Annotated in this window: 16 protein-coding genes, 1 pseudogene and 1 riboswitch; of the genes and pseudogenes, 6 read left to right on the forward strand and 11 right to left on the reverse strand. The window is 69.9% G+C overall.

Going from position 1 to position 17,961, the window contains the following annotated elements:
• Positions 1-45: 45 nt before the first annotated feature.
• Positions 46-122: riboswitch (Fluoride riboswitch) on the forward strand.
• A 300-nt stretch (positions 123-422) separates the two neighbouring features.
• From OHT77_RS14905 to OHT77_RS14935, 7 genes and pseudogenes are all read right to left on the reverse strand, one after another.
• On the reverse strand, positions 423-1,619 hold the full coding sequence (locus OHT77_RS14905) for an MFS transporter (protein WP_328828881.1): 1,197 nt from the start codon (positions 1,617-1,619) through the stop codon (positions 423-425).
• Positions 1,616-1,990 carry a fluoride efflux transporter CrcB gene (gene crcB, locus OHT77_RS14910; protein ID WP_328828883.1) on the reverse strand — a complete coding sequence of 125 codons (375 nt, stop codon included), beginning with the start codon at positions 1,988-1,990 and terminating at the stop codon, positions 1,616-1,618. Before crcB (OHT77_RS14910) ends, OHT77_RS14905 begins: the two co-directional genes overlap by 4 nt.
• Entirely contained in the window at positions 1,987-2,334 is a 348-nt protein-coding gene (locus tag OHT77_RS14915) for a DUF190 domain-containing protein (RefSeq protein ID WP_328828884.1), read from the reverse strand. Before OHT77_RS14915 ends, crcB (OHT77_RS14910) begins: the two co-directional genes overlap by 4 nt.
• Positions 2,331-2,816: a fluoride efflux transporter CrcB gene (gene crcB / locus OHT77_RS14920; protein WP_328828885.1), complete on the reverse strand. Its 486-nt coding sequence runs from the start codon at positions 2,814-2,816 to the stop codon at positions 2,331-2,333. The genes OHT77_RS14915 and crcB (OHT77_RS14920) overlap by 4 nt, the downstream gene beginning before the upstream one ends.
• 377 nt (positions 2,817-3,193) lie before the next feature.
• Positions 3,194-3,748, reverse strand: a pseudogene (locus tag OHT77_RS14925) (phosphatase PAP2 family protein); the annotation flags it as partial.
• Between the two features lie 563 nt (positions 3,749-4,311).
• Positions 4,312-4,677 (reverse strand): VOC family protein, encoded by a 366-nt coding sequence (locus OHT77_RS14930; protein WP_328828886.1) that lies wholly within the window; start codon positions 4,675-4,677, stop codon positions 4,312-4,314.
• A gap of 689 nt (positions 4,678-5,366) precedes the next feature.
• A complete protein-coding gene (locus tag OHT77_RS14935) occupies positions 5,367-7,859 on the reverse strand; it encodes a transglycosylase domain-containing protein (protein WP_328828887.1) in 2,493 nt (830 codons plus the stop codon).
• A 752-nt stretch (positions 7,860-8,611) separates the two neighbouring features.
• On the opposite strand from OHT77_RS14935, the gene OHT77_RS14940 reads away from it, so the two are divergent.
• The 3 genes from OHT77_RS14940 to OHT77_RS14950 all read left to right on the forward strand — a co-directional run bounded on the left by OHT77_RS14940 (position 8,612) and on the right by OHT77_RS14950 (position 12,455).
• Positions 8,612-10,195, forward strand: coding sequence for a penicillin-binding transpeptidase domain-containing protein (locus OHT77_RS14940; protein ID WP_328828889.1), 1,584 nt, complete (start codon positions 8,612-8,614; stop codon positions 10,193-10,195).
• A gap of 32 nt (positions 10,196-10,227) precedes the next feature.
• Positions 10,228-11,589, forward strand: coding sequence for a hypothetical protein (locus OHT77_RS14945; protein WP_328828892.1), 1,362 nt, complete (start codon positions 10,228-10,230; stop codon positions 11,587-11,589).
• A gap of 719 nt (positions 11,590-12,308) precedes the next feature.
• On the forward strand, positions 12,309-12,455 hold the full coding sequence (locus tag OHT77_RS14950; RefSeq protein WP_328828894.1) for a hypothetical protein: 147 nt from the start codon (positions 12,309-12,311) through the stop codon (positions 12,453-12,455).
• A 67-nt stretch (positions 12,456-12,522) separates the two neighbouring features.
• On the opposite strand, the gene OHT77_RS14955 is transcribed toward OHT77_RS14950, so the two are convergent.
• Together OHT77_RS14955 and OHT77_RS14960 are read right to left on the reverse strand one after the other, a co-directional pair.
• Entirely contained in the window at positions 12,523-13,935 is a 1,413-nt protein-coding gene (locus tag OHT77_RS14955; protein WP_328834242.1) for an MFS transporter, read from the reverse strand.
• Between the two features lie 687 nt (positions 13,936-14,622).
• On the reverse strand, positions 14,623-15,105 hold the full coding sequence (locus tag OHT77_RS14960; protein WP_328828895.1) for a MarR family winged helix-turn-helix transcriptional regulator: 483 nt from the start codon (positions 15,103-15,105) through the stop codon (positions 14,623-14,625).
• Positions 15,106-15,109: 4 nt separating this feature from the next.
• Between OHT77_RS14960 and OHT77_RS14965 the strand changes: the two genes are divergently transcribed.
• On the forward strand, positions 15,110-15,409 hold the full coding sequence (locus tag OHT77_RS14965; RefSeq protein WP_328828896.1) for a phosphatase PAP2 family protein: 300 nt from the start codon (positions 15,110-15,112) through the stop codon (positions 15,407-15,409).
• Here OHT77_RS14965 and OHT77_RS14970 read toward each other — a convergent pair.
• Complete coding sequence (locus tag OHT77_RS14970) at positions 15,364-15,558, reverse strand: hypothetical protein (RefSeq protein ID WP_328828897.1); 195 nt, start codon at positions 15,556-15,558, stop codon at positions 15,364-15,366. The genes OHT77_RS14965 and OHT77_RS14970 overlap by 46 nt on opposite strands.
• A 27-nt stretch (positions 15,559-15,585) precedes the next feature.
• Here OHT77_RS14970 and OHT77_RS45010 point away from each other — a divergent pair, with 27 nt between their 5' ends.
• Positions 15,586-16,080, forward strand: coding sequence for a three-helix bundle dimerization domain-containing protein (locus OHT77_RS45010; RefSeq protein ID WP_443048021.1), 495 nt, complete (start codon positions 15,586-15,588; stop codon positions 16,078-16,080).
• Between the two features lie 137 nt (positions 16,081-16,217).
• On the opposite strand, the gene OHT77_RS14975 is transcribed toward OHT77_RS45010, so the two are convergent.
• Entirely contained in the window at positions 16,218-17,060 is an 843-nt protein-coding gene (locus OHT77_RS14975; RefSeq protein ID WP_328828899.1) for a phosphatase PAP2 family protein, read from the reverse strand.
• 522 nt (positions 17,061-17,582) lie between these two features.
• On the opposite strand from OHT77_RS14975, the gene OHT77_RS14980 reads away from it, so the two are divergent.
• Positions 17,583-17,870 (forward strand): universal stress protein, encoded by a 288-nt coding sequence (locus OHT77_RS14980; RefSeq protein ID WP_328828901.1) that lies wholly within the window; start codon positions 17,583-17,585, stop codon positions 17,868-17,870.
• Positions 17,871-17,961 lie beyond the last annotated feature (91 nt).

The following is a 17,961-nucleotide window of genomic DNA, read 5'->3' on the forward strand; positions in this document are numbered from 1 at the left end:
TTCAGGAAGCCCGCCACCTTGACCACCGCTCCGCGGAGTTGTTCACTCGCTTGTGGCGATGGATCCCGCCGGGACCGCTCTGGTCCGAACCGCCTGCCCGGGCTGATGGTTCCTGACCTGGTCAGGAACGCATGCCTTCCCGGAGGTGCGCAGGTGGAATCGCAGCACAGGACCTCGCTCCCCGCACTCGGCTGTCGGCATGCCCCCACCCCTGCTGCCGCCGGTCTACCACCGCATGTGTCTCCGACACTCCCTGGACGGGCTGGGCCGCGCCCCATGGCGGGCTCCCGCGGTTCCAGCCTCCAGCCCTTTGACGCGGGTCCCGCCGGGCGATCACCCGCGCGCCCGGTTCCGGCAAAGGGCACGGTTGGGGGCGCGCCGCCCCACGGGTGGCGCGCCCCCAACTCAAGGCGTTTCTGGGATCAGCGCCGGGTAGCCGGCGTGACGGCCAGCAGCACCAGAGCAAGGACCTGGATGGCGACCACGACCGTGATCAGCACGGGGATCGAGTAGCCGTACAGGCCGCCGGTCAGTGCGCCACCGGCCAGACTCGCCGCGCCGACGACACCGGCGAACAGGCCGTAGGCGGTCGCCCGCCGACCGCTGGGCACCAGATCCGCGACCGTGGCGCGCAGGGTGGACTCCTGGATGCCCATGGCCGCGCCCCACACCAGGGACCCGGCCACCGCGATCGCGACCGTGTTGGTGAACGCCAGCAGCACGACGGCGGCGGTCAAGGGCGGCAGCGCCATCAACACCCGCGCGCCGAGGCGGTCGTACAGCCAGCCGGTGGCGAGCGCGGCGACGGCGTCGACAGCCATCGCGGCGGCATACAGCACCGGCACCCAGGCCGCGGCCATCAGATGCCGCTCGACCAGGTGGTACGACAGGACGCCGAAAGTCGTGAACCCGGTCGTGGTGGCGGCGGTGAAGGCCGCGTACGTCCAGTACGCGGCCGGCAGACGGCCCTCCGGTGCGGGCTCGTCCGTGGAAGGGGCCATCTCCCGCTCGTACGCCTCGGGGTCGGGCACCCGCGCCCGCAGCCACAGCAACACCCCCAGGACCGCGACGCCCGGGAGGGCGAGCACGCCGAGCGCAGGCCCGTAGTCACCGCCCGTGATCGCCAGCATTCCGGCCACGACGAGCGGCCCGACCAACGCCCCGACCTGGTCCATCGCCTCGTGCACGGCAAACCCGCGCCCACGGCCGGTCGAGGCGGTGGCGTGCGACAACATCGTGTCCTTCGCTGGCGATCGCACCGCCTTGCCCACCCGCTCCGCGATCACCAGCACGCACGCCGCCCAGAGCACGCCTACGACACCGAGCAGGGGTACGGAGACCACCGTCAGTGCGTATCCGGCGATCGCCAGACCCCAGAAGCGGCGGGTACGGTCCGCCAGCGGGCCGGAGACCAGCCGCAGCCCCAGCGCCGCCGCCTCACCGGCGCCCGTCACCACGCCCACCACCAGCGCCGACGCACCGAGCGAGGCCAGCAGCGGGCCGGTGATCGAGCGGGCGCCCTCGTACACGAAGTCCGCCAGCAGGCTGACCGTGCCGAACCACACCACGAACCGCCAGGGCCCCATCACGGCCGACCGCTCGGCGGCCCCCTTGGTCACACCCACAGCGCCTCCGCGAACGCGACCCCGACGAACACCGCGCCCAGTCCGGCGACCACGCTCGCGATCACGTTGGCTGCGGCGAAGAACCGCGCCCCGTCCTCGGCCAGCCGCAGCGTCTCGTACGAGAACGTCGAGTACGTCGTCAGCGCCCCGCACAGCCCGGTGCCCAGCAACAGCTGCAGCTGCGAGGAGGCGGCACCGGCCACGACCGCCCCGCTCAGCAGGCCGAGCACGAAGCAGCCCACGACGTTCACCGTGAAGGTGCCCCACGGGAAGACCGTGTCGTGCCGCTTCTGCACCGTCCGGTCGGTCAGGTAGCGCAGCGGGGCGCCTATCGCGCCGCCGACGATCACCAGCAGCCAGTTCACGCGTCGCTCCCCCTGCCCACGTACCGGATGACCTCGCAGTCGTCGAGGATCACCAGTCCCTCTGTGACGAGTTCGTCCAGCTGCGGCAGAAAGGCCCGCACCAGGTCCTCGGTGTCCACGATCACGATCGCCACCGGCAGGTCCTCGCTCAGCGACAGCAGCCGCGAGGTGTGGATCAGCGACGACGCACCGAAGCCCTCGATGCCCCGGAAGACAGAGGCGCCCGCCAGACCGGCCCGGTGCGCGCGGTGCACGATCTCGGAGTACAGCGGCTTGTGGTGCCAGGTGTCGTTCTCCCCGATGAAGACCGTCACCCGCAGGGCTCTGCCCGTCAGCCTCGTCATCCCTGCCTCCAAGCCAGAACGCGGCGCGTTGCCGTCACCGCGAGCCAAACGGCGGCGAGTGCCGCCAGCAGTGTCACCGCGAGATAGGCCAGACCCGTGCGGGCATGGCCACCGTCCACGAGTTTTTGGATGTCGACGGCGTACGTCGAGAAGGTCGTGAAGCCGCCCAGCACACCGGTGCCGAAAAACGGCCGCACCAGCCGGTGCGCCGCCCACACATCCGTGATCACCACCATGAAGACGCCGATCACCGCACAGCCCACGGCGTTGACGCACAGGGTGGTCCACGGGAACGCCCCGGCCGAGACCGGCCACAGGAGCGAGGCCCCGTATCGCGCGCAAGCCCCGATGGCTCCGCCGAGCGCGACCACCGCCACGATCGGTCCCTGTGCCCGCCAGGACTGCTGCCGCTGGGCGGGCACGTGAAGATCGACGTCGGGATCCGTGGGCTCGTCCACCGCCTGGGACTTCGGGGCTGTCATGAACGCATGTCTCCTACTCGCCGGGGCCCACACGTACGCGGGCACACACCATCGCAAGTAGGGACTGTTGGCGGCACCGGTGCCGCGGTTCGGGTACGGCGAGCCCCACCGCCGCGCCGCGATCACAGACCACGGCCAGAAGCCAGAGTAGCGCGAGTGTCTGTTACGGCGGTCTCCGGCTCCCTCCTTACTCGTCCTGATGCTCCAGCTGAAGGCCGCGCTCGCCGCATGCCCAGAGGCGCAGGCCCTCGCCGGGCACATCCGCTCCTTCGCCTGCATGCTCGCCGGCCCGTCACGGGTTCCATCTCTGGCTGCGCAGGGTGCGGATGCTCATGCAACGCATCGCCGATGGTGCGAGCGGAACAACGCCATGCATGTCAGCGAACAGCCCCGGCTGTTGAGGCGGGGGATGCCTGCCCCGGCCTTCCGGCGCGCCCGAGTCGGACGGACAGCACGTCGACGGCCCGCAGTGCGGGCCAGGTGAGGGCGAAGCCGAGGCCCATCACCAGGATCCCGACGACCGCGTCCATCAGATAGTGGTTGGCGGTGCCCAGCACGATCAGGGGGGGCGCGATCGGGTAGATCGCGCCGAGGGTGCGCAATGGCCAGTGCCGCCCGTAGCGGAAGAGGAGGATTCCGCACCACAGCGACCAGCCGACGTGCAGGCTGGGCATGGCCGCGTACTGGTTGGCGAGATGGCCCATGCCGCGCGGTGCGCTCGCATCGCTGCCCCACCAGCCGAAGGAGCTGTGCAGCGCCATGGTGTCGATGAAGCCGTGCCCGCCGCTCAGCAGTCTCGGCGGAGCGGTGGGCAGCACGGTGAAGCCGACCAGGCCGATCAAGGTGGAGATCGTCAGCCAGGTACGGGCCCTGCGGTAGTGCACGGGGTGGCGGCGCCACAGCCAGACCAGGGTGGCGGGCGTGACGATGTGCACGCGGCACATCGGCCGAGATGGCCCCGCCTTCCCCGCGTACCGGCGCGGCTGGCAGTTCGCACACCACTCCGGCCGCCACCAGACCCACAGCCGCGAAGGCGACCAGCCACCAGCCCCCGTGCTCGCCCCAGCCGAGACCGACGATCAGTCCGGCTGCCGCCAGAGCCCCCACCAAGACCAGCACGCCGTCCCCCAGCCAGGTCCACCACTGCCGTCTTCTCATGTCGGTAATTCTTCCCGCGCCACAAGGGGGCGGTCACGAATGAACCTCGATGTCCGATCCCTGGGAGGGCGGGCACATCCAACGGGCGGTGCCAAGCGACGGCGTACGTCGGTTTGCTCATTCGGCCCTGTAGCGCAGGTTGATCATCATCATGGCGTCGAGGCCCAACACCCACTGGAACTCGACAAATCTCTGGTACGTACACGGGCACGGCCACCGATCCGCTGAGTCCTTCCACACCGCGCCCCCACCGGCGCGGCTGTCCTCGGATACGGTCACCCGCGTGGCGCCAGAGCGGCCGCCCCACCGGATGTCCACGCTGAGGCTTCCACGGAGCTCAGGCGTCCTGGGGCTGGTACAGGCCGAAGGCCGAACCCTGGTCGTCCCGGCACAGCCGGAACCATCCCCGGGCAGTCACGGACGCCGGCTCCTCTTCCTCCCAGAACGGGTAGCCGTCGACGGTGCCGCCCAGTTCGAGGACCTGGTGCACGGCCGCATCCAGATCGTCCACGCAGAAGAAGAGATACGGGGAGGCGCCGGCGTCCGCACCGTGCACTCCGCCCGGCACTCCGCGGGTGCTGATCGTGAGGCCGACACCCGACGGCGCCGGCTGAAAGGTCCAGCCGAACAGCGCTCCATAGAAGGTACGGGCTCGCTCGGGGTCCTGAACACCGAGCTCAAAGAAGGCCGGTTCACCTGCCATGACGCCCCTCCTGCCGTTCCACGGTAGCCGCGAGTAGCAGTCACCCTACCTATGTGAGCGGTTTCATAGCGGCTTCGCGCGGCGCGGTCCGGACGGACCGCGCCGAGCAACTCACGTCGGCCGCTCCCCGCGGCGACGCCCGCCGGCACGGTGGGGAACTGCGAGGCATCGGCGGCCACGGCGGTGTTCTGCGTCGGCGATGGTCGTAGCCGGTGTTCGGCCAGAGGGCGCCGCCAGTTCGATTGTGCTGCGTATGCGTTCGCTCTGGCCCTGTATGCCTTGGTCCCGGTGGTGGCTCGTGCAGCGGGGTGAATGGCTCAAGGTCCCGATGGGCTCCGGCCGCCGCTCCCTCAATTTCTACATCATGTAGGAGCTTCAGCTGGTGATGCCCGCCGCGATGGGGCGTGGCCTCATTCTGCGCACGGCACCGCCGGGGCCCGAGCTCTCCGGCCGACCGACTGACCGCGCGCGGATTCCTGGTCCACCGGCACGACTTCCTCGACTTGCTGCCCGCGCGGTCCGGCAGGCTGACGTAGGTGTTGTCGGTACAGCTGCGCCAGCCCGGTCGCCACAGTTCCTGCTTACCGCGCTGACGTGGGATCGCCGACAGGCCGCGTTGAACGACAGACAGGCTCCGCCCGCTGACGGCTGCCGGGCATGTCGTGCCGGACGGTCCCTGTCGGACCGCCTTACGGATGCCGACCGGGGCCGCTAAAGCTGGGAGTAGGCGTGGGCGTGGGGGTGGGTGAGGTGCTTTGGGTGGCGCCGCCGGTGGTGCCACCGAGCAGCCCGCCGTCGCCGGTGCCGCCGGTGATGGTGCCCGAGGTGTCCGTGGGCGTCGGGCTCGGGCAGTCCTTCTTCGCGTGGCACGTCCCGGCGGAGGGGCTCGGTGTGACCGGTGCTGTCGGGGTGCTCGCGGCGGGAGAGGGAGTGGGAGCGGGCGAGGGGGCGCCGTATTCGTCGGTGCTCTGGCCCAGTTGGGGTACGGGCGGGAACTGCTGGACGGGCTGTCCCTGGAGGGCGGGGGTCATGTAGCCGGTCCACACCTCGGTGGGCATGTCGGCGCCGAAGACCTTGGAGAAGCCGCCTACGCCCTGCATCGACTGCAGGCCGGCGTTCTTCGGATCCTCCTTGAACATGGCGACGGACGTGACCAGTTGCGGGGTGTAGCCGATGAACCAGGCGGACTTGTAGTCGTCGGTGGTGCCGGTCTTGCCGGCCGCCGGGCGGCCCAGCGCCTGGGCGTTGGTGCCCGTTCCGTGCTTGACGACGTCCTGCAGGACGTCGGTGACGGTGTCGGCGGTCGAGGCGGGCATGGCCGTGGTGCCCTTGGGCTTGTCGAAGCCGGGGAACGGCTGACCGTCGGCGATGACCTTGGTCACCGAGTAGGGCTCGTGCTGGACGCCGCCGGCGTCGAAGGTGGCGTAGGCGTCGGCCATGCGGATCGCCGAGGGGGTGGAGGTGCCGATGTAGAAGCCGGGGGTGTCGTACTGCAGGCTCTTGCGCAGCAGGCCCGCCTTGAGGGCCTCGTTCTCCACGTTGTCGTAGCCGACGTACTCGCCGAGCTGGACGTAGGGGGTGTTGACCGACTGCTCCATGGCCTTGCGCAGCGTGATGTAACCCCATTTCGTGGGGACGTCGTTGCGCTGGTGGAGGACTCCCGTGGGGTCGCCCGGGTCCGGCATCTGTTGGCCCTGCTGGTTCTTGATGGTGATGCCGTCGTCACCGTTGAACTTGGAGCCGGGCGTGATCGGTGAGGCCGGCTGGCCCGGGGAGAGCACGGCTCCGTGGTCGAGGGCGGCGGCCAGGTCGACGGGCTTGAAGGTCGAGCCGACCGGCACACCAGTGGCGTCGGCGTTGTCGGTCCAGTGGCCCTTGTTCCAGCCCGCTCCGCCGTACAGGGCCACGACCGCGCCGCTCGACGGGTCGATCGACGCCGCGCCGACCTGGACGTTCTTGTCGGCCGAGCGGTGCTTGGGATCGAGGTGCTTCTTCTCCATCGCCGCCACGGACGCCGCCAGCGCGTTCACCTTCTTCTTGTCGAAGGTGGTGTAGATCTGATAGCCCCCGCGGCCGAGCTGCTGCTCGGTGATCGACGAGTGGGCCTCGACGTACTTCTTCGCGGCGTCCACCAGATAGCCGGTCTGCCCCGACATCCCCGCCGACGCCGTGTACGGCTTGGGCGTGGGGAACCCTGCGGCCAGGTACTGCTGTTCCTGGGCGTCGGTGATCTTGTGGATCTTGGCCATGCGCTCCAGGACGTACGTCCAGCGCGCCTTGGCCTGGGTCTTGGCCTGCGGGTCGGTGTCGGCGTGCATCAGCAGGCTCGGCTCGTTGACCGTGGCGGCGATGAACGCGCCCTGGCTGACGGTCAGCTGGGAGGCGTGCTCGTGATAGTAAGCGCGGGCCGCGGCTTCGATGCCGTAGGCGTCCCGCCCGTAGTAGCAGCTGTTGAGATAGCCCTGCAGGATCTGCTGCTTGGACAGCTGGCTGCCGATCTTCAGGGAGATCATGATCTCCCTCAGCTTGCGAGTGACCGACTGGTTCTGGCTGAGGTAGGTGTTCTTCACGAACTGCTGGGTGATCGTCGACCCGGACTGCACCTCCCCGCCCGTGGCCATGTGGTAGACGGCACGGAGCATGCCCTGCGTGTCGACGCCGGGGTCGGTGTAGAAGGTGGCGTTCTCCGCGGCGAGGAAGTCCCACTGCGCCAGCTTCGGGACCTGGGCGAGGTCGACGTTCTGCCGGTTGGTCTGCCCCTGGGTGGCCATCACCGAGCCGTCGGACCAGTAGTAGGTGTTGCTCTGCTGCTGGGTGCTGGGATTCGCGCTCGGGATGGTCGTGGTGGCGTAGGCGTAACCGAACAGGCCCAGCAGGCCGCCGGAGAACACCAGGAAGGTGCCGAGCAGCTGCTTCCACGAGGGCAGCCACCGCCGCAGGCCCAGCTTGTCCGCCCGCGGGTAATCGATGAGGCGGGCCCGGCTGGAACGTGCCGAATTCGCACGCCGTGTGGCCGCCCGGCCAGAGTGCCCGGCACCTGCAGGACGCGTGTCCGCAGCGCGGCGGCCCCGCCTACCCCCGGCCCGGGCAGCCCTGCGCGCCTCGGCACGGCCGCCGTACGGCACACCCTCCGAGCCGGACGGCCCGGTCCTCCCCGACGATCGGCGCCGGTGTTCACTCATACTCGCCACTCCTCAGCCAGGCACACGCCCGCCCGCCGCTGCGAAACCGACCCGCCCCGCCGTGATGCACAAAGGGCCTGGCCTGGGGCCCACTGACGCTCCCGGCGATTACTACAAGTTGTAAGAGTAAGTCGTGCTCGGGATGCGTCGGCAACCGCCTCTGGCCAAAGCCCCACGGCGCACAGGTCCGGGCGTGGCGCAAGCCGAGGGGACGATGTTTCCGGCGGCTTGTGACAGTGCGGCGCGGTTCGCCAGTGCCTGGCAGGTGAGTTCGCCCACAACAGATTCGGGCACTTCTGTGAGCTGCACAGATGTCGAGGAGGTGGCGCTGAAGTGTGAAAATGCTTCCCAGTGGTCCTCACGGTTTCGCGATGCCCCCAGCCCCGTACGCCCTGGTATATGCCTGGCGTCGGAGCAAGCCCACGGGCACGATCAAAGTCTGGATCCGCCAGGACGCGGCCCCTCGAAAGTCGGCGACCCTGGCCCCGGCCGGCACAAACCACCTGGTGCCGCCCAGCTGACCTGGGCGGCACGACTGCCAGCTCGTGGTGACGCCGGCCTTCACCGTCGAACTCGACTGGGTCCGGGACCGCCGCCGTGCCCTCTGTCGGGCACCACCAAGACGATGATCACGTTACCACGGTATCCGAAAGGTTCGGTCCCCGATGTAGTGTCGTGTCGACCAGTCGGTGGCCGGGGGAGGGCGCGTGCGGAAAGCGGTGAAGATCGCAGTTGTGGGTGGTGCGGTGTCGGTGGCTGTCTTGGGGGTGACCCTTGCCTATGCCGTGGAACAGCAGGGCCCGGCAGGCCATGACACGACGTCGGCGCGCGCGGGCGCGGCGCAGCCGGTGAACACGAGCCCTCCCTCGCCGCACGAAGTGCGCGTCACGGCCCAGGCGTTCCTGACCGCCTGGCAGTCCGGGGACACGGCGAAGGCGGCAGTACTCACCGACAACGTCAAGCAGGCGGGCGCGCAACTCGCCTCCTTCAAGAGCGGTTTGCACGTCACCGCATTGACACTTGGCGGCAAGCAGCCGACCGGCTTCCAGGTCCCTTTTTCCGTACGGACGCAACTGGATTATGCCGGGCAGAAGTCGACGTGGGCCTACGACTCCTCGCTGACCGTGGTGCGCGGCAGCAGCGGCGACGCCGTGGTCAAGTGGGCACCATCGGTGCTCTACCCCAAGCTGGCACCGGGCCAGTCGGTCGCGGTCATACCGACCGGTGCCCCGCCGGTCAAGGCCGTGGACCGCGACGGCAACGAACTGACCGCCGCCCGCTACCCGTCGCTGACCGGGATCCTCAGCCAGCTGCAGACCCGGTACGGGGCCAAAATGCAGGGCACACCCGGTACCGAGATCCGCGTCAAGAACGCCGACGGCAGCGCGGGGCCGGTGCTCAGGGTGCTCTCGCAGGGCAGGCCGGGCAAGCCGCTGCCCACCACGATCGACGCGAACCTGCAGGCCGAGGCGGAGAAGGCCGTCAAGACCCAGGGCCCGGACGCCTCGGTGGTTGCCATCCAGCCCAGCACCGGCGACGTGCTGGCCGTCGCCATGACACCGGCCAAGGGCTTCAACAAGGCGATCCAGGGCACGTACGCGCCGGGCTCCACCTTCAAGGTGATCACCGCCTCGACCCTGCTGGACAGCGGCAAGTTCACTCCCAGCACGCCGCTGGACTGCCCCCAGTACTTCTCCTACGGCGGCCTCACCTTCCACAACGTGAACAAGATGAAGATCGACCACGCCAATCTCGCCATGGACTTCGAGGCGTCCTGCAACACCGCCTTCATGTCGACGGCGAAGGTGCTGCCCGACGGCGCCGTGGAGAACCAGGCGCACGACGTGTTCGGGCTGGGCCTCACCTGGAACACCGGCGTGGCCAGCTTCGACGGCAGCGTGCCGCCGACCGGCGGCGCTTCCAAGGCCATGACGTACATCGGACAGGGCACGATCCTCGTCAACCCGCTCGACATGGCATCAGTGGCCGCCACCGCCAAAGCGGGCGAGTTCCACCAGCCGGTGCTCGTGCCGGCCTCCGTCGACAAGCGGCAGATCGCCCGGGCGCCGCGGCGGATGAGCGCCTCGGTCGACGCTGCCCTGCGCGACCTCATGAAACTGACCGCACGCCAGGGCACGGCGGCGCCGGTCATCGGCGGCCTGAGCGGTGATGTCGGCGCGAAGACCGGTACGGCGGAGGTGGACGGACGGCAAAAGCCCAACAGCTGGTTCATCGCCTACCGCGGCGATGTGGCGGCGGCAGCGGTGGTGCCTGCCAGCGGTGAGGGCTACAAGTTCGCGGGCAAGGTCGTCACCGCCGTCCTCGCCGCGAGCTAAAGCAGCGAGCAACGAGCGGCCAGGGAGCGACCTTGACGACCAACAGCAGCGATTGGGCCGGGTATCCGGCCCGCTGGATCCGCACAGCATCCTGGTCGGCCCTGATCGGCAGCGCGTGGCGCCGCCCATCCGCAGCCGTAGGGATGTCGGCGGCAGGCATCGCCTTGTTCGCGTTGGTCGGAGCAAGCGCACCCAACCACAACACCCTCAGGGCCCCCATCCCGTGGTTCCGGCTGCCCGCCATGCCCGGCATGCTCTCCGAGGCGGTCACCTCCGCGGCCATCGTGCTGTCCTGTCTCGGCACACTCGGCATGCTCCACGCCCACAGGCGGGGCTGGAGCCCGGACGCGCGCCTCCTGTTCCGGGCCGGCGTGCTCGCCGCCCTCGTCGTCGCGAACCTCACCCCGGTCGGTTCCTCCGATACGGCCAGCTACGCCGCGTACGGCCGGATTGCTGCCCTCGGCGGGGACCCCTATGTGACGGCCCCCGCCCACTTGGGAGGCGCCTACGCCCATCTGGTGGGCGAAGCATGGCGCAACACCCCGTCGGTGTACGGGCCGGTGGCGACGTGGTGGCAGGCCGGCGCGGCGTCCGTCGGCGGTGAGCGGCCGTGGCTGACGATATGGGCGCTGATGCTCGCGAACGCGGCCGTGTTCGTGGCGACCGGCCACCTGCTGATACGCACTGCCGAGGACCCGGTTCGCGCCGGACTGCTGTGGATCGCCAACCCGCTCCTGATCGGTGTGCTCGTCGCGGGCGGGCATCTGGACACCCTCGTCGCCTGCCTGGCCGTCTGCACGGTCCAGCTCACCCGCAGAGCCACAAGGTGGCACCACGACCTGGCCGTCGGAGGGCTGATCGGCCTGGCCTGCGGAGTCAAAATCAGCGCCGCGCTGCTCGGCGTCGGACTGACCTGGCCGCTGCTGCGCTCGGGCAAGTGGCGTTCGGCTGTCCGACAGGCACTCACGGCCGCGCTGGTGCTCGCGGCCCTCTACGACGTCTACGGCCCGCACGCCCTCGCCCCGCTCTCCGCGGCCTCGCATCTGGTGTCCACGCCTTCGCTGTGGGCGGTGTTCGACCACTTCGGCACCGCCTTGCTGGGCCGCCGTGCCACCGCCGCGATCGTCAGCGTCCTGTGGCCCGTCCTGATGCTCGCGCTCGCATGGGCACTTCGCCGCCGCGTCCCGCCGGACGCCCCCGCCGCCGTCACCGTGCCGTTCGTGCTCGCCTTCGCCTGGGTCCTCACGGCACCGTGGTCGATGCCCTGGTACACGGCTCTGACGTGCGCACTGGCGGCCCTGTCCCGCCCAGGCCGCCTCACCCCGTACCTCACCGCGACGACCGCCGTCCTCGCCCTGTGCCACAACAGCGGCGGTCACGGCTGGACATGGTGAGCATCGACGGTCCGCAAAGCGAGTCCTGCCCGGCCGCAGCAGAGGTGTGCCGTGGTCGTACCCCTGCGGATGTGCCGGCTGCTTCGTTGCGCCCTCGATGACGTCGAGGGTGTCGGCGCCGATGGTCAGGTCGTGGTGCCGGGGCGTTCGGTGAGACGGAAAAGGGCGGGCAGCGCGGTCCTGACGGCGGTGCGGTCCGTTTCGTTTCGTCGAGTCTGCCGAGTGTGGCGTCCAACCGGTCTTCGTGGGCTCGGGTCCAGGCTGCCAGCTGGGCGCGGCCCACCTCGGTGACGGCAACCGCCGAAGCGCTGCGGTCGGTGGGGTGGACCTCACGGGTGACGAGCCCGGCAGTGATCGTCTGGCCGATCCAGCCGCTGACGGTGGACTGGGCCAGGGGCCGGACCGTGGCGAGGTCGCTGACGCGCGCCGGGGCGTGCTCCGCGTGGGCCTGGAGCAGTTCGACCTGGGCCATGGGGAGGGTTTCCCACGGATAGTCGGTCCTTATCGAGGCGCGCAGGGCTGGCGCAGCCGGGTGACGGCCTCGGTGAGCAGACGGGCATCACGCGTGCCTCGGCCGCTCGCCGCCCGCTTCCCGCTTCCCGCTTCCCGCTTCCCGCTTCCCGTCATCGGGGCCCTGGTCGCCTTCATCAGCTGCAAGCTCCTCGCCGCGCACCCGGGACATCCGCAGCGTCCTGCGGTCGGGCCGCGTACCCGCCGCAGTGATACTGCTGACCTTCCTGGCGACCACGCAGGCCCTGCTCGACCAGGCCCTGGCCGTCGCACTGGGCGCGTCGCTGCTGGCCCGGCTGACCGGCCCCTTCCGCTCCATCTACCGAAACACGATGGCCGCATTCAGCCGCCCCTGAACCCGCTCTCCTCGCCTCGGCCGGCTCTTCTTCCCCTGCCCACGGGTTCACGCCCTTTCCCATGCTGTCACTTCGGTGACATCGCCTGCGTGCGGGGGCGGTCGGCCGGGGACAGCCACGCCGTCGCGGTGGCAACAAGCGCAGCGGCCAGCAGGATGGCGATGGACTGGACCCAACGTTCGCGGACACCTTGGCCGTGGGTCAGGTGGAGTTGGAGGGTGATCAGGGCGACGCCGAGGGCGGTGCCCACGCCGCGGGTCATGTTGACCAGGCCGCCGCCGGTGCCTGAACAGTTCGCCGGTATGGCGCTCATCACCAGGGTGTTGTTGGCCGGGGTGAACAGCCCCAACCCGATCCCGAGGACGGCCAGTTGCGCCGCCAGCCACAGCGGCGTGACGGGAAGCACGAGCATCGCGGCCAGTGTGCCCGTGCACACCGCCACCCCGAGCAGGCAGCGCGCCCGGTCGCCGACGGCGCGGGGCAGGACGCGCTCCGCGCCTGTGGCCGCGAGCGCGAAGCCGCCCGGCAGAGCGGTCAGCACTACCCCTGCCAGCAGCTCCGAACCCCCGGTCCGCACCACGATCTGCGGCACCAGCACCAGCGGCCCGAACAGCACCAGGTACCCGCACAGCGCCGCCGCCAGCCCTGACGACACCGCCCGCACCCGCAACAGCCCCAGGTCCAGCAGGGGAACGGCCGCACGTCGCTGACGGCGCACGAAGGCCCAGGCCGCCGCCACCGCGAGCACAAAGAGGCCGACGACCGCCCAGGGCGGCACCGCGAGCCCGGACGCCGCCGAGACACCCAGCAACAGGCTCGTGGTCGCCACCGCCAGCAGGACCAGCCCCGGCCAGTCGAACGAAGCCACCCGGTTACGGCTGCGGGTACGCGGGAGCAGATAGTGCCCGGCCGCCAGCGCCACGACCCCCACCGGCACGTTGATCCAGAACACCCACCGCCAGCCCAGCGCCGACACCAGCGCCCCGCCCACGGTCGGCCCCAGCGCCAGACCGACCGCCTGCGCCGCCGCCTGCACACCCAGCGCGGTCCGCATCCGCTCCCGGGGAGCACTGGTGGTCACCAGCGCGACGCTGTTGGCCTGCATCATCGCCGCGCCCACCGCCTGCACCACCCGGAAGGCCACGAGCGCGGCCAGGGACGGAGCGAAGCCGCAGGCCGCCGACGCGCCGGTGAAAACCACGAAGCCGTAGAGGTAGAACAGCTTGCGGCCGTACGCGTCCGATAGCCGTCCGACCGGTATCAGGAGGGCGACCAGTGTGAGCAGATACGCCAGCGACACCCACTCGATCGCGGCGAGGGAAGTCCGGAACTCGCTGCGCAGGCTGCCGTAGGTGAGAGTGACGATGCTGGCGTCCAGCTGCCCCATGAACGCACCGAAACACACCGTCACCACTGCCAGCCACCACGCTCCGGGCCGGCTGCGTATCGCCTCGGGCCGGGGCCGCTCCCGTATCAGCAGCGACGACCAGGTCCGGGTGGGTATGGGGGCTGTATCGCCATCGTCATTACCCACGATGCCTCCGTCCTTCGCTCCGGCAGAGGACCTTGCGTTCCGATATTACATTGGCTACCAAACTATTTTGTAGCCGATGCGTGCTGGGGTTGGGAGCCCCGCTCCGGCCGGGGCCTCTGCGCGGGGAGGGAAAGGGCGCTGGGCATGAGAAGACGGCACTGGTGGAGCGGGCTGGCCGACAGCGCGGCCGTCATGGTGGGCGCTCTCACGGCAGCAGGGCGATCGCCGCGCTCGGCTGGGGAGCGCACGGCGGCTGGCGGTTGATCGCCTCGGCAGCGGCGGGTCTGGCGGTTGCTACCGCGGCGGTCGAGCTGCCGGCCGCCCCCGTGCACGAGGAATGCCGGGCCGAGCCGGCTGACCTGGGGGTGTCGATCAGGCGTGCGGATGCACTAAAGCGCAGCCGTCGGCGAGGAGGTCGGACAGGTGGTCGGCGACGGGCCGTACATATGACGACGCCCCAGCCGCTGCGCGACCGGACCGGCCGGGACACGGCTGGCGCGACGGCAGCGTGAGTGCGCCGGTCCCGCCCGGATGCGGCATCGTGGCAACAGCGCGGAAACCCGCGCGTCTGATCTGCAGCACGGTTCAACCCAGGTCCGTGCCGTCTGTCGGTTCGTCCAGGCGTTCGGCGAGTTAGAAGAGGGCGGGCAGCGCGTCCGCGATAGCCGCGCGGTCGCTGTCGTCGAGGGCGGTGAGGGCGGTATCCATGCGGCGTTCGTGTGCGGTGGTCCAGGCGGCGAGCTTCTCGCAGCCGGCGTCGGTGAGAGCGACGACGGAGGCCCTGCGGTCGGCGGCGTCGACGTCGCGTGTGACCAGCCCCGCGGTAATCATCTGTCCGATCAGTCCGCTGACGGTGCTGGGTGCCAGGCGCTGCCGGGAGGCGAGGTCGCTGACGCGGGCCGGGGAGTGTTCGCCGAGCACTTGCAGCAGTTCGACCTGGGCCATGGGGAGGGTCTCCCACGGGTAGTCGGTGCGGATCGAGGCCCTCAGCGCGCGGCGCAGCCGGGTGACGGCCTCGGTGAGCAGGCGTGCGTCCGGAGCCTGTCCGGCGGAACGGGGCGGAGAGACCTCGGAGCTGGGCTGCGCAGACGTGGGGTAACGGTATCCGGGCCGCACACAGGTGCGGGCCCGTCGTCCATGGGATGGACGCCGAGCCGGCCCGGCACGCACCGATTCCAAGAGCTTCGGTGTCCGATGTATCGTCGGACGGGTCGTCCCCCGCCCGAGGGCTGGCTCGCTGGGCCTCTGCTACCCGCTGGCGACCTTCACCGTCATCCTGGCCACCGCCAACCACTTCGTCACCGACGCGGCAGCCGGCGCAGCCACCCTCGCGACCGGCTTCCTGATCCAGCGGCTCCTCACCGGCCGCCCGGCCTACCCCACTCTACGGCGGAACGCCCTCACGGCCAGCCAGCCCTGACGCAGCGCCAGTACCGCCCAGATTCCGGCGACGGCGGCCAGCCAGCGCGCCTGCAACACCACCGCGCCCGTCACCGCGAATGCGGAAACCAGGACGTCCAGACTGGTCACCCAGGCGTCCCACACCCACTCGCCGGTGTTCCGGATCACTCTCGCGAACCCCTCACGGACCTCGTCATGGCGTTTTCAGTGTCGTCTCCGGCTGCGGTCCGGGGGCTCGGCCAGGCTGAGCCCACCGCGACGGGACCCCGGCCACCACGGCGGTGGCCCACAGAACAGCTGGGACGTGTGCAGATAGCTCTACCCCAAAGTTATGTGGGACTCCGAAGTGTTTCGCTATCGTCCCATCTCGCGTTTCGCGGCGGCGCCACCAGATCCGCCCGGTGGCCAGATGCGCGGAATGTCCATGGCGCTGTCGCGGACCTTCCTCCCAGGAAAACGAAGAACTCCAACGTCAGGGGAGTCGTATCGATCGACCTGGACGAAGAAGCTGCCATCCGGCGCGTCACGGAGCATCTCAACGCCTGGTGCCACGGCAGCCATACACTCGAAGAGATCGAGGCCACGGTCGCCGAAGCCCGCCGTGCCTTCACAGCCCTGCCCATCCGGACCTACGTGCCCATCCTTGTGGAACGCAAGTCCCGCAGCATCCTCGGTGAGCACCCCCGCTGAGGAGAACAGCCGGACAAGGCCGACGCCGAGGCGCTGCAGCGGCCCATGAAGTCGATTGCGCTGAAGGCGGTTTGGACGCGCCTGGCGGTTGCTCAATTGCGCCGGAACCACAAGGTGAGGGCGGTGGGGCGATCGAATCATGACCGGGGCTTGCCGGCCGCCGGTGCCTCCATAGCCCGCCCCGAGACGGAGGTGACCCGTTCGCCTGCGGGCCCATGGACGGGCAGTGCTTCGACGGTTCGAAGGACTGGCTTGGCGAGCACGAAGCCGATGCCCATCACCATGACGCCGGCGACTGTGTCCAGCAGATAGTGGTTGGCCGTGCCCAGTACCACGAGTGTGGTCACCACCGGGTAGGCAATCCCCAGCGTGCGTATCAGCCAGTGGCGTCCCCGGCGGAAGAGCACGAGGCCGCACCACAGCGACCAGCCGACGTGCAGGCTCGGCATGGCCGCGTACTGGTTGGTGAGATGGCCCAGGCCCTGTGGCGCGCTGGCGTCGGCTCCCCACCAACCGTAGGAGCTGTACTGCGCCATGGTGTCGATGAAGCCGTACCCGCCGTGCAACAGCCGGGGCGGGGCGGTGGGCAGCACGGTGAAGCCGACCAGGCCGATCAGGGTGGAGATCATCAGCCAGGTGCGGGCCGCCCGGTAGTGCGCCGGGTGGCGGCGCCACAGCCAGATGAGGACGGCCGGTGTGACGATGTAGTGCAGTGATGCGTAGGCGAAGTCGGCGGGTATGCCCAGGAGGGCGTGGTTGGCGAAGAGCCGGTTGAGCCAGTGCTCCGGGTCCAGGTGCACCAGTTGCTCGGAGTGTAGGATGTCCACTCCGTTCCTCACGGCGTCGCCGACCTCGCCCCGGATCAGCAGGCGCACGCCGGAGTACAAGGCGTAGACGACGGCGAGTAGGGGTAGTTCGGTCCGCCAGCGGAGGTGGTCGCGGTGTGCCGTGGTGCGTATCGCGCTGGCGCTGGTCGTCATCCGGACGTGGCTCCAGGGTTGTCCGAGGCTGAGGGCCGACGGTTGTGTGGCGGTCAGTCCCTGTGTCGCCGAGGGTGATGCGGACTCCGAGCGGGTGATTGCCCGGAGTCGTCGCCGACCAAATATATCGGTGACCGAAGTGATCCCTGCTGGCACCCGCCCCCTCCACGCTCGTTCGCCCCGCAGGGCGGCAAGGACTTGGCCGGTCGCCGCGGTACGTCGGGCCGTTCACCTGTGAAAGCCGGGTTGTATCGGATGTTCGTGTGCAGCTGCGCCACTTGCCCGCTCATCAAGGCCGAACGGCCCCTTGGCCTGCGATCACGCTCGCGCGAATGTAACTGGGAAGGGGACGTACGAACCACGCAGGTGAAACCGTGACCAGCCGCATCTCCCCGCCGTTGATCGTGGTGGGTGTTGACGGATCAGATTCGAGCCGCGCTGCGCTGGGCCGCCCACCAGGCCGAACTGGTTGGCGCGCATCTGCGCCCTGGACTCGCGTAGCAGGTGCCACCCGCCTGGGGCATGCCTGTGGACTACTCCGACATCGGCTTCGAGAAGGAGGTCGGCGAGAACCTGCGGTGCGCGGTCGAGGAAACCCTGGGAAAGCATCCGGGCGTGCCCGTCGATCCCCAGGTGGTGCAGGGGCGTTCGGCGGCGGTGTTGACCGAGGCAGCCGGGCCTGCCGACCTGCTGGTGGTCGGCAGGCCCGGGTATGGCGCCTTCGCCGGGATGCTCCTCGGTTCGGTCAGCCAGCACTGCGTGCAGCATGCCACCTGTCTGGTCCTCGTCGTCCGTGACGGTGGTCGCTGACTCTGGAGCTCTTGCGCTTCCAGCTGTGCCTCGATGTTCTCGATAGTGGTGGGTGTCCGGCCCCCGTCCACCGTGCGTACAGGTCAGCCGC

Source organism: Streptomyces sp. NBC_00252 (assembly GCF_036187565.1).
GTDB lineage: Bacteria > Actinomycetota > Actinomycetes > Streptomycetales > Streptomycetaceae > Streptomyces.

Bases quoted from the DNA above. Each gene is read 5' to 3' on its own strand.
- OHT77_RS14935 (WP_328828887.1), bottom strand. From the start codon at position 7,859: ATGAGTGAACACCGGCGCCGATCGTCGGGGAGGACCGGGCCGTCCGGC.
- OHT77_RS14915 (WP_328828884.1), bottom strand. From the start codon at position 2,334: ATGACGAGGCTGACGGGCAGAGCCCTGCGGGTGACGGTCTTCATCGGG.
- OHT77_RS14930 (WP_328828886.1), bottom strand. From the start codon at position 4,677: ATGGCAGGTGAACCGGCCTTCTTTGAGCTCGGTGTTCAGGACCCCGAG.
- OHT77_RS45010 (WP_443048021.1), top strand. From the start codon at position 15,586: ATGGCGTTTTCAGTGTCGTCTCCGGCTGCGGTCCGGGGGCTCGGCCAG.
- crcB (WP_328828885.1), bottom strand. From the start codon at position 2,816: ATGACAGCCCCGAAGTCCCAGGCGGTGGACGAGCCCACGGATCCCGAC.
- OHT77_RS14975 (WP_328828899.1), bottom strand. From the start codon at position 17,060: ATGACGACCAGCGCCAGCGCGATACGCACCACGGCACACCGCGACCAC.
- OHT77_RS14980 (WP_328828901.1), top strand. From the start codon at position 17,583: ATGCCTGTGGACTACTCCGACATCGGCTTCGAGAAGGAGGTCGGCGAG.